The sequence below is a fragment of the Shewanella sp. ULN5 genome (assembly GCF_030731885.1).
Classification (GTDB): domain Bacteria; phylum Pseudomonadota; class Gammaproteobacteria; order Enterobacterales; family Shewanellaceae; genus Shewanella; species Shewanella holmiensis.
On the sequence record NZ_JAPJEE010000024.1, the window covers coordinates 22,192 to 34,466 of the forward strand.

The 12,275-nt window shown below is 37.2% G+C and carries 8 protein-coding genes; all 8 read left to right on the forward strand.

Annotated features, from left to right (window positions below):
* The 8 genes from ORI98_RS16990 to ORI98_RS17025 all read left to right on the forward strand — a co-directional run bounded on the left by ORI98_RS16990 (window position 1) and on the right by ORI98_RS17025 (window position 12,261).
* Entirely contained in the window at window positions 1–507 is a 507-nt protein-coding gene (locus ORI98_RS16990) for a hypothetical protein (protein WP_306136014.1), read from the forward strand.
* A gap of 14 nt (window positions 508–521) precedes the next feature.
* Window positions 522–4,082 carry a BREX-1 system adenine-specific DNA-methyltransferase PglX gene (gene pglX / locus ORI98_RS16995; protein WP_306136015.1) on the forward strand — a complete coding sequence of 1,187 codons (3,561 nt, stop codon included), beginning with the start codon at window positions 522–524 and terminating at the stop codon, window positions 4,080–4,082.
* Between the two features lie 7 nt (window positions 4,083–4,089).
* Window positions 4,090–6,687 (forward strand): BREX-1 system phosphatase PglZ type A, encoded by a 2,598-nt coding sequence (gene pglZ, locus ORI98_RS17000; RefSeq protein ID WP_306136017.1) that lies wholly within the window; start codon window positions 4,090–4,092, stop codon window positions 6,685–6,687.
* 57 nt (window positions 6,688–6,744) lie between these two features.
* Complete coding sequence (gene brxL / locus ORI98_RS17005) at window positions 6,745–8,817, forward strand: BREX system Lon protease-like protein BrxL (RefSeq protein WP_306136018.1); 2,073 nt, start codon at window positions 6,745–6,747, stop codon at window positions 8,815–8,817.
* A 4-nt stretch (window positions 8,818–8,821) separates the two neighbouring features.
* On the forward strand, window positions 8,822–9,958 hold the full coding sequence (locus ORI98_RS17010; RefSeq protein ID WP_306136019.1) for a hypothetical protein: 1,137 nt from the start codon (window positions 8,822–8,824) through the stop codon (window positions 9,956–9,958).
* 775 nt (window positions 9,959–10,733) lie between these two features.
* Complete coding sequence (locus ORI98_RS17015) at window positions 10,734–10,958, forward strand: hypothetical protein (protein ID WP_306136020.1); 225 nt, start codon at window positions 10,734–10,736, stop codon at window positions 10,956–10,958.
* 239 nt (window positions 10,959–11,197) lie between these two features.
* The gene (locus ORI98_RS17020; RefSeq protein WP_306136021.1) at window positions 11,198–11,647 is read left to right on the forward strand and encodes a hypothetical protein; all 450 of its coding nucleotides are present in this window, start codon (window positions 11,198–11,200) and stop codon (window positions 11,645–11,647) included.
* A 365-nt stretch (window positions 11,648–12,012) separates the two neighbouring features.
* A complete protein-coding gene (locus tag ORI98_RS17025) occupies window positions 12,013–12,261 on the forward strand; it encodes a hypothetical protein (protein WP_261299919.1) in 249 nt (82 codons plus the stop codon).
* Window positions 12,262–12,275: the final 14 nt, after the last annotated feature.

Here is a 12,275-nt window from a genome sequence, read left to right on the forward strand (position 1 = left end):
TTGAAGGAAAGAGATTTAGAGTTTAACTTTACTGATGCTATTGAAGCAATTATTTTTGACGAAATGAAAGACAAAAGCCTACCCAACTATCATGGTATTGGTGTAATGCACCGTGTTGATTTTATTGTTGAATTAGAAACGGCTATTTTATTTGTTGAGGTGAAAGACCCGAATAACCCAAATGCAAGAGAAAAACAAAAACGTAAGTTCTTAAAAGAGGTAAATGAAGGCATTCTAAGCACTACATTTGCTTCTAAGTATTTGGATAGCTTTATCTATAGATGGGCCGAAAACAAAACGAGTAAGCCTATTCATTATATAAATCTAGTAACTTTAGAAGAAGAATTATTAGGCCATTTATCTGATGAGATTTCCGCGAAATTACCACCAATGAATCACGAGATATCTAGATGGCAAAGGCAAGTGGTGAATAATGTACAGGTGTTTAATATAGAGTCATGGAATGAAAACTTCCCCAGATGGCCTGTTAGACGAGTCGTGGTATAAAAGAGATAAAATAAATGGATAGATCAAGACTAAAAAAATTTGCTCAATTTGCTCGTAGAAGCTTAATTGATCAGGTTCAAAGCAAATTAAAACTTGTGCTAGCCGTAGATAGTACGGCTAGGCGTGAGCACCCAAAAGCAATCAAAGAGTTAGAACAAAAGCTAAGTCAGCATAAAGATAAAAAAGAGGGCGAAAAGCAACTCATTGAGCAAGTGGCCTATACATGGTTTAACCGTTTTTGTGCGCTTAGATTTATGGATGTAAATCAATACAACCGCATCATGGTGCTCTCACCAATATCAGGCCAATTTCAGCCAGAATTATTAGCAGAAGCTAAAGCTGGCCATTTAGATGAGGTTGTTTTTAATGGTAAAGCGCGTGAAAAAATACAGGGGCTACTAAGTGGTTCATTACCTAGCCGCGATGGGCAAGCTGAAGCCTATCGAATGATGATTGTTGCTGTGTGTAATGATTATCATCGTTTAATGCCTTACTTGTTCCAGCGTATTGAAGATTATACTGAGTTGCTCATGCCGGATGACTTGTTATCTGGTAATTCAATACTTGCTTATACTCGTGAGGCGATGACACCTGAGAATTGTGAGTCTGTTGAATCTATCGGTTGGCTTTATCAGTTTTATATTTCAGAAAAGAAAGATCAGGTATTTGAAGGGTTAAAGAAAAACAATAAGATAACACCAGAGAATATTCCAGCTGCGACTCAGCTTTTTACCCCACACTGGATAGTGAAGTATCTGGTTGAAAATTCTTTAGGTCGCTTATGGATGCTCAATAACCCTAATTCAAAAGTTATTGAGCAAATGGAATACTACATAAAGCCTGTTGAAGATGAAGCTGACTTCCTTTATATCAGTACTCCAGAAGAGATAAAATTATGTGATCCTGCTGTCGGCTCGGGTCATATGCTCACTTATGCCTATGATTTACTTTATGCTATTTATCTAGAAGCTAACTACGATGCTGCTGATATCCCTGAGTTAATTCTAACTAAAAACTTATATGGTATTGAGATTGATGAGCGAGCCGCAGAGCTTGCTGCATTTGCGCTGAGCATGAAAGCCATCAAGGGTAATCCGGCAGATGACAGCAATAACAGAAGACGTTTTTTCCGTAATCCAATTAAGCCCAATATCTGCCGTTTAGAAAACGTAGAAATTGACAAAACAGCACTAGAAGATTACATAGAATTTGCTGGGCGAGACTTGTTCACGCAGGATGTAATAAAGACACTATCGGAATTTGAAGAAGCAGATAACTTTGGTTCATTAATCCAACCTACACTTAAAAATCCAGAAGAAATACTAGCAACGCTAGAGGCTAAAGATGTTCAGGTGGATCTTTTCTTAAAAGATACCCATGAATCTATATTGAAGATTTTAAGGCAAGCAAAGTTTTTGAGTCCTAATTATCATGCTGTTGTTGCAAATCCACCATACTTAGGCTCTAAAGGTATGAATGCAAGCTTGAGTAAGTGGTCGAAAAAACATTACCCTAGCAGCAAATCTGACCTATTTGCGATGTTTATGGAGCGGAATTTAAAACTTCTAAAGCGTTCAGGCATTTCAAGCATGATTAATATGCAGAGTTGGATGTTTTTATCATCTTACGAAAAGTTACGAGATATCATTTTAACTACAAGTAGCATCACATCAATGCTTCATCTTGGTACTAGAGCATTTGATAGTATTGGTGGAGAAGTTGTATCAACCACTGCATTTACTTTATTGAATAGAGTTGTAGAGGATAACAAGGCAACTTTCGTCAGACTATTGGACGGAAAGTCTGAATCTGAAAAGAGAACTCTACTTCACAATGAGCTGAACGAACAAGGTAATGGTTTAACTTTCATTCGCCGTACAAGTAGCTTTAATGAAATACCCGGTATTCCAATAGCATACTGGGTTAGCCCCAGTGCTATAAAAGCATTTACAAATAAGACTCTAAAAGATATTTCCGATGTTAAAGGGGGAATGTCTACTTCAAATAATGTCAGATTTTTAAGATATTGGCACGAAGTTGACTTTAAAAATGTAGGAATAGGTCTGTCCTCTGAAGAAGCAGCGGCTAGTTCCGTCAAGTGGTTCCCTTATAATAAAGGAGGGGATTTCCGTAAGTGGTATGGTAACTTTGATTATGTCGTTAATTGGAAAAATGATGGTGCTGAAATTAAACATGCTGTTGTTAATAATCCATCAGATCCTAATACAACTCATTGGTCTAGACGTATCTTTAATACTGAATATTTTTTCTGTGAAGGGGTTACTTGGGGTGATATAAATACGACTATTTTATCCGCTAGAGCATTACCACAAGGTAGTATTTCCGATTCTGTCGGAATAGCTGCTTACAATTTTGAGTCAGCCGAAGAACAAAAATTTGTATTGAGCTTCTTGAACTCAAAGGTGCTAAAAGTTTTCAGCGACTTTTTGTGTCCAACAATTCATTTTAACTCAGGGCCAATGGGTAAGTTACCTATGTTATCAGGCTACAAGCTTCCTCTTGATATTGATAATTTGGTTCGAGTATCAAAAGAAGACTGGGATGAACATGAAGAATCTTGGGACTTTAAGGGAAATATATTAATAAAGAACTTTAATGGTGAAGAATCATTCGAAGACACATACATTAGATTAACAAAGGTATGGGAAGAAAGAATAGAGTTTTTTAAATCTTCAGAATATGAAATAAACAGCTTTTTGATAAAACTTTACGATTTAAATAAGCAATTACTACCGAGCGTTGATGTTGAAGAAATAACACTCTCATGTAATAAGGATTATCTTTTTAGTTCTATATCTGAAGAAGTTAGAGATCAAGCTCTGTTAAAATCAACTGTACTTGAATATATTTCTTATTTCGTAGGTTGTATTTTTGCTCGGTTCTCTATTGATAAAGATGGACTCATAATATCCAACCAATCTGATTCTTTGGAGGGGTACTTATCAATAACCAATGAATTTTCAATTTTGCCAGATGAAGATAATGTAATCCCAATCATAGATTTTGATGGTGATTGGTTTGAAGATGATATAACCGAACGTTTTAAAACTTTCCTCAAAGTTACTTTTGGTGAAGATAACTTTACTGAAAACTTAGCTTTTATTGAAGAAGCTATTGGCAAAGATATCAAAAAATATTTTGTTAAAGATTTTTATGAGGATCATGTTAAGCGCTATAAAAAACGACCTATTTATTGGATGTTTTCTAGCCCTAAAGGTTCATTTAATGCCTTAGTTTATATGCATCGTTATCAGCCCGATACTGCGAGTATTGTGCTTAATGATTACTTACGAGAGTTTAGAACTAAGTTAGAAGCACGCAAGCAAAGTTTTGAGCAAGTTGAAATAAGCGCTTCTGCCAGTCAGAAAGATAAGACCCAAGCGATTAAAGCCATTGGAAAAATCAATAAAGTGCTTGAAGAAATTAACGATTATGAACATGACGTGCTGTATCCATTAGCTAGTGAAAAAATCGAAATCGACTTAGACGATGGTGTAAAACACAACTACCTGTTATTTGGTAATGCACTTAAAAAAATCACAGGATTATCTTAGGGCTAATATGATGTCAAGAATTTCAACAGCCTTAGAGCGATTGTTTGCAAAACATCGAGTGGTTTTTTGGTACGACGACAAACAAGAGCTTCGTGAAGATTTTGATGACTTAGAGCTTGATAATGTTACCAAAGTTGAGCTTAATAACAACGAGTTCTCTTTGAAGCACAGATTGTTGCGTGAAGATCCAAAAACTAATTTTCTTGTTTACAAGCAAGGTAAACAACCAGAACCAGTAAAAAATTGGTTGTACGATGTTGAACTTGCTAACGCCATATTTAAAACTGACCAGGCTGCTATTTGGTTAAGTGAGCTTGAATTAACCAGTGAATTTAAAGAAATAGTTGAGCATCATACGGCCTTTTTTGAAGCGGACAGCACCAATGACGGTTCAAAATCTCAAGTGTCTTCTGATAGCGACAACAGAAAAATAACATTAAAAAGTTTACTAGAGGCAAATGATACCCAAAGCCTCATACGTTTAAAAATGTTGGCGATTGCGGCTGGAGCAAAACAAAAAGGTGATGCTCGTTTAGATGTTGTTTTAGAATTATTGATGGCAGAAAATGCTGAGGGTAAAGCCTATAAGTTGATTGAGCGAAGTAACCTCAAACAATTTTTGTGGCTACAGGTAGCGAACCATTATGGTTATGAATGCGACAATCCGTCAGTAATGGATTTTGTGTACGAGTTATTTAAGTTTAGTTATTTAGCTGAGTTACCATTTGGAATGCAAGGGGCCAGTCAAGCTTCTGAAGCTTCTAAAAAACAAAGCATGACTAATAATGCTTTAGTATTTTTTAAACGTTGGAAAGACAGTAGAAAACACCAAACAATATTTGAGAAGCTGTCTGCTCAATGTGCATCCATCTTGAATATTGAGAGTGACCTACAGCATAGGTCACTTAAGGAAGTGTTGGGCTTAGATTATTTTAGGGTGATAGACCTTAAAGTTATTCATGATCTCGTTAATGGTGTTGCCAACAGAACCTTATCACAAGGAGAAGTAGCGCTTTGGTGTCGTCAGAGACGACAAGGCCATTGGTATAACGAATTTGAATTGCTTTATGACGCAGTAGATGTTGCAAGTCAATTTTTTGCACTTTTAGATACAGCTAAATTTGATATGTCTAATGCAACTCAAGCCGTTCAGCTTTATACCAGCCAGTGGTTTAAACTTGATCAACTTTATCGTAAATATGTGTATGCGCTTAAAGTGTCATCACAACACTCTCTACTTAGTTCATTAACTGCACAAATTGAAAACTTATATATTAATAGCTATGTGCAACCGCTAACCAATGCTTGGCAACAGCATGTAGATGCTTTAGGTCACTGGCAAGTACCGGATGTTGATCCTCAGAACAGATTTTTTAGTCAATATGTAGAAGATAAGTATCTAGCCAAAAATAAAAGAGTCTGTGTGATCATTTCTGATGCTTTCCGCTATGAGGCGGGTGAAGAAATGGTAAGCCGTATCAGGCAAGAAGATCGTTATGAAGCGAGCTTAAATCATGCGTTATCTTCAATGCCTAGTTATACCCAGTTAGGCATGGCTTCTTTGTTGCCGCAATCTAAAGAGTACCCTCTACAATTATCTGATACTAAGACCGGTACGGTATTGATGGGAAGTTTATCAACCCAAGGGACTGAGAACAGAGATAAAATTTTAAAAACTATTCATGGCGAGCGAGCGAGTGCAGTACAAGCTAAAGACTTATTAGAAATGACTCAGGTTAATAGCCGAGAGTTACTTAAAGATAATGATGTCCTTTATATTTATCACAATCGCATAGACCATACTGGTGATAAAATGCAGTCTGAAGGTGAGGCTTTTGAAGCCACTGAAAAAACCTTTGATGACTTAATTAAGCTTATTAAAAAACTCACAAACGCCAATGCGAGCAATCTTTTGATAACCGCAGATCATGGATTTATTTATCAAAATAGTGCACTAGACGATAGCGATTATTTAGCTAAGGATGTTGATGGCGACATTCTATACAACGATAGACGTTTTGTACTTGGTAAAGGTTTAAGCTGTGGGAGATCTCTTAAATTATTCAGTAGTGAAGAGCTTGGATTAGTGGGTGATGTTCATGCTGTCATTCCTAAGGGTATTCAACGGTTAAGGTTAAGTGGCTCGGGCAGTCGTTTTGTCCATGGTGGCGCATCACTTCAAGAAGTGATTATTCCTATTATTAGTATTAACAAAAAACGCACCAGTGACATTCGTATGGTCGATGTTGAGGTGCTTAGAAGTGGATCTAGCGTTATTACCAGTGGGCAGATATCAGTTACTTTATATCAGGCCGAAGCTGCCACTGATAAAACACAACCTAGAATATTACGATTAGGTATATTTACTGAATCAGGCAAGCTAATTTCGGATAGCCATACAATTGTTTTGGATCTCTCGTCTGAAAACCCACGCGAGCGAGAAATGAAATTACGCTTTTTATTAAATCAAGAAGCTGACTCGGCTAATAATCAAGACGTCATATTAAAGCTAGAAGAGCCGGTTACAGGTACTAACCAGTTCCAAGAATATAAGCAGTTACGATACACCATTAAGCGATCTTTCACGTCTGATTTTGATTTTTAATAATACTGAATAATAACGGTTAAATGGATTTAACTAAGAGAATATTAGGGCAAATAGATGAGCGAACTTAACCAGAAAATTTGTGATGAATTTGCAGGCCTTGTTGTTAGAAAAGACTTGGTAAAAACCGTAAAAGGTAATGCGATAGTACCTTCTTATGTATTGGAGTATTTGCTTGGTCAGTATTGCGCTACCAATGACGAAGCGAGCATAGAATCAGGCATTCAAACAGTAAAAGAGATTCTTGCAAAGCATTACGTCCATCGTAATGAAGCGGGTTTAATTCGCTCAACTATTCGTGAAAAAGGCCGTCATAAAGTTATTGATAAAGTGAGTGTTTCACTTAATGACAAAAAAGATGTTTATGAAACTGAGTTTTCAAACTTAGGTATTAAAAAGGTTCTTATTGATTCCGGTACGGTAAAAAAACATCCAAAACTACTTGTTGGTGGCGTGTGGGTGATTGCTGATATTGAGTATGACCACACTGAAGATAAAGACGCTAGCCCTTGGATACTTAGTACGATAAAGCCCATTCAGATGTCTCACTTTGACTATGATGGTTTTGTTAGTGCTCGTCAAAAATTTAGCCTTGATGAGTGGATTGATGTATTAGTTCAAAGTATTGGTTTTAATCCTGAATTTTTTGGTCGTAGAAGTAAGTTGATGCAACTGGTTCGTTTAATTCCATTTTGTGAACGTAACTACAACTTAATTGAGCTTGGCCCTAAAGGTACGGGTAAATCTCATATATATTCAGAGTTTTCACCGCACGGAATTTTGATTTCTGGTGGTGAGGTTACGGTTCCTAAACTATTTGTAAATAACTCAAGCGGTAAACTTGGACTAGTAGGCTATTGGGATACGGTAGCATTCGATGAGTTTGCAGGTAAGCAAAAGCGTGTAGATAAAGCGCTTGTTGATATCATGAAAAACTACATGGCGAATAAATCGTTTTCTCGTGGTGTTGAAACCTTGGGCGCTGATGCTTCAATGGCGTTTGTTGGTAACACCGAGCACAGCTTGCCATACATGTTAAAGCATTCTGATTTGTTTGATGCTTTACCTGAGAAGTTTTATGACTCTGCATTCTTAGATCGTTTACATTTTTATATTCCAGGTTGGGAAGTAGACATTATCCGTGGTGAGATGTTCTCAAATGGTTATGGTTTTGTAGTGGATTACTTGGCCGAAGTATTACGCCATTTAAGAAACCAAGATTATTCTGATCGCTACAGTGAATACTTTAAAATATCTTCACAGATTTCAACTCGTGACCGTGACGCTATCCATAAGACTTTTAGTGGATTAATGAAAATACTATTCCCGCAAGGTGGCGCAACCGAAGCTGAAATTGAAGAAGTACTGAAGTTTTCGATGGAAGGGCGTAAGCGGGTTAAAGACCAGCTCTTTAGGATTGATAACACTTATGCTGATGTTGATTTTTCTTATAGCAACAATGCAGGGAAAGACGCTCCGGTACAAACTTTAGAAGAACTACAATATCCAAATTACTTTAGTAAAACGGTGGGTGAAGTTACCGATATTGGTATGCCTGAACCACAGATTGAGCCTGCTGAGGTTGTTCCACAAGAGCCTTTAGCTTCATCAACACCTAAAGCTGAGCCTATTGAAGAAGAGTTAAAAGAAGGTCATTTAACCTTTGCAGAAAACCAGCGTGGTGTTAGTTATGACACTTTACTTGGACCGTATTTAAAAGGTGCAAAACACATCACGATAACAGACCCATATATACGATTGTTTTATCAAGCAAAGAACTTAATGGAACTGTTAGAAACTATTATTAAGCAAAAGGCTGAAGAAGACGAAATTGTGGTTAGCCTGGTAACGGTTGAAGATGAGTTTAAAGGTGAGCACCAGCGTGATTACTTTGAAAAAATTCAAAGCTCGATGTTTGCGGTAGGTATTAAGTTTGCCTATTCGTTTGATACAACAGGTAGCCAACATGCTCGCCATATTGTCACCGATACAGGGTGGAAGGTTTCTTTAGACCGTGGATTAGATATATTCCAGCAATATGATGTAAACGATGCATTTAGTTTATCTACGAGATTACAAAAGCACCGACCTTGTAAGGCGTTTGAAGTTACATTTATAAAAGTTGGATAGTAATTTGCGTCCAATTGATGAATCGTTACAAAGCTATATTTTTAGGCGTGTACTGCTGAGTGGTAGTACTGATTTTTTTTCACTTATTTCCAGGGATGGAATGTGGTTGACTCATGTAGAGTTAAACGCCTCTCAAAAAAATTACTTTATTCATGATGAGGAAAAGCTACTGCTTTCAATGATCAAGAGTAATTATGCAGCGGTTGTGGAAGTAGATTTTTTTCATAACCCATTTTATTACCTTGAGCTGTTTAAGTATGTTTTTAAAAATCATAATAATGTTAGCGGTATGCAGCAGTTTTCAAACTTTAAGCGTAGTTATAAAAAAGTCTCTTTTTGTAACCTCTGCATGGCTGAGAGTATTTTTTCATATGGCTTTGGGTACTTTAAAGAGGAATGGAGTAATGGAGAGATGTGCACTATTCACAATGTGCCTATCTATTACCTATCTATGGCATCGGCTCGGAAAACCATTGTTTCGATAAGTGAAATATTGCTAGGGAGAATTCCTAATACTGCACTTCAATATCCTGCTAAGGATACTCGAAGAGGTAATAGTCTTCTGGCGGGGGTATTTCATAGGCCTATTTCACCTTGTTTGTTCCGGCTTATTCATCGAAAACTATGCCATATTATTAAGAGTTACAATTCGAAAAGCCCCTTCTATGATGAAAAACTCGACAGATATATGTATTCATCATACAAAGAGTTATTTTATGCATCAAGAGTCTATAAAGAAGCTGATGCTTATGTAATTAATGACATTATCAATAAGCTGTATAAGTTAAAGTACTTTCCGGTTATTGAGGCTTTTGATGACTTATATGAGGAGTTGGAGGTATTTAATGGTGTTGAGCAAAGTGCTTCATGCTCTGAGTGGATGCTCGTCCCTAAAATAAGAAACTGTCGAACATGTACTCATTCGAATAAGGTATGTGGCTTATCTGATAAAATTGCGATTTTTTCTTCTATTTCTAAACATATTGGCAATAAAAAAAACTATTGTGATACAGCACTGCAAAACTCAACAGCATGGAGCTTTGAGCCACCGAGCTTGATATCTTCAGGTGAGTACAGCGTTGTTGATGATTTTTGGATTTTAAAAGAGAGTTCATATAATTATGATCTGCACAGGCTTTAGGCATCTATATCTATATTAGCTGCTGACAATGGAAACTTTTTAGAAACCTAATTTTCTTTTAATTGCGGACTGACCAAGATTGGTTGAATTAAGGTGAGATTGCTATTATTAAATTGTCCTGATGCTTAGGGCTAGTTTATCAGCTAAAGGCAATGGGTAGATTACTGGCAAATATTTGCTCAAAACCATGTTTTTATTATAAGCTTTGCTAGTGACTTCGGGCTCTATCACTAACATGAGCATACTGCTGCTCATTTGCTAGACTAAGTTAGACCGTAAATTAAGGTGGACGAATGAACTACTTTGCAGAGGACCCCTTCTAGGTAATGTAAACCTGGAGGGTAAATGAAAAAACTAAAACCGCAGTACCGAAAACGTATTAAATGCCAGCGTCAATATCTTTGGGATTTATATCCCAGCGTTCGGAGTGGAACCCACAAGCATTTTTCAACAAAACAGGAAAAGGGCTATTACTTCCTTCATATGATTGAGTGCCGAGGTTACCCGATCAAGCTACGAGCTGCACGAGGAAGATCGTTGGCTAACCCTTGGGATGACTATCCAGCATATGTGCATGACCTAGCAAAAAGTTGGAAGCATAATTCCAAACGACTTTATCAGTACTACAAGTAAATCTCACGATAATAAAGCTCTGCGTTTGCGGAGCTTTTGTTTTTCGAACACCAGAAACTACAGTAAGCATCTAGGCAAAGGCACATACCTTTCACTCAGCGACTGATTTATGTTGTCCCCAAGTTTTATTTGGAGACACATAATGAAAACCTTTCGTGATCCGCTGCAGTGGCAAGAACTCATTCTTGCGCAGCTGCAACAAAGCGGCTTAAACATCTGCACTTATTGCCGTAAACACAAATTATCGACATCTAGCTTTTATGCTTACAAAAAGCGCTTTGCATCGACTGAGAGCGCTTTCTTGTGTGCCAACACTTCACAATGCAAAGTCACCGACCATAAAGTTACCCAACTCGAACTCATGTAACCACAAACAACTATCGCGCGTTATAGTTTGCTAATGCCAAGTTGCATTTACCGCTTACATTTCAACACCAAGGTAGCTAATCGTGTTATCTAACTTTGTGTAACTCCGATCAAAAGTTGTACTGCTCGAATATTTTTCGTTTTTGCCTTGGTTGTTTTTATAAGCGTTGACGAAGACCAGCTAAATCCTGAAACTAGAAACCATAATAGGTTTAACAATTTTGAGGGGAAATTAAATACATGGTCAAAAAAATAATCTACATCGATTTAGACGATACTATTTGTGATTATTCCAATGCGCATAAGTTAGCGCTCAAGCAGAATCCTGATGTTCTGTTCCCTCAAGGTCAAAGTGGGTTCTTTCGTGGTCTACAGCCCTTAGAAGGTAGTATAGAGCTTATGAAAGAACTATTAAAATCAGAGGTATATGACCCATTTATTCTTACCGCACCATCGACTTTGAACCCGCTTTGCTATACAGAAAAAAGGCTTTGGGTCGAAGATTATCTCGGTATGGAGTATGTAGACAGATTAATCATATCCCCTCGTAAAGATTTATTGAAAGGGTCTTACCTCATTGATGATTACAATTGTGGTAAAGGTCAGGAGTTGTTTTGTGGTGAGGTTATCCACTTCGGAACAAGTAAATTCCCAGACTGGAAAGCCTTAAGAGATTTTTTGATGATATAAACAATGAGTAAGCTTCCTCTTTTTGTTGCATTGTTGCAGACTATAAATACGAGCAACTAAACTAAAGCCTGTGTTCAAGTAAAATTGTTCTCGGTGACCAGAACAGTAAAATGACTAGGTGTTAATGCCTAGACGCTTACAAACAACAAGAGCCACTATAAGGGTTAACGCCAAATCGTTACGGGCAAACTTTATTGTCCCATTTTCTCCTTACGGGCAAACTCTATTATCGCTGCACAGTTTTTGTGATATCCTTGCTGATGCATCACTTTCATGGGATAAAATCATCAATATTCTGTACTAAAGAGATGAGTCTTATCCGTGACAGTGTCAATTAACAAGTAAAAGGGTGGCGCGTAGGGAATATGAAAAAGTCGTTAATGTTTGTGGCTATCTTGGCCATGGTAAGTGGTTGTTCTAGTGTTATTTGTGATGCCAGAACTGATACTCATACCAATGAACTTGATAAAAATATGAGTCAACGAGAGTGCGTCAAACAAGTAGATGACAGTATTAACACGCACTTTGATGAGCAGGAAAAAGCTGAGCGGGAAGCTTCAGATAAATTATTACGTGACTCACTTAATAAGGCTTTATCTCCAAAAGTTCAATAAGAGTCTCGTCATCT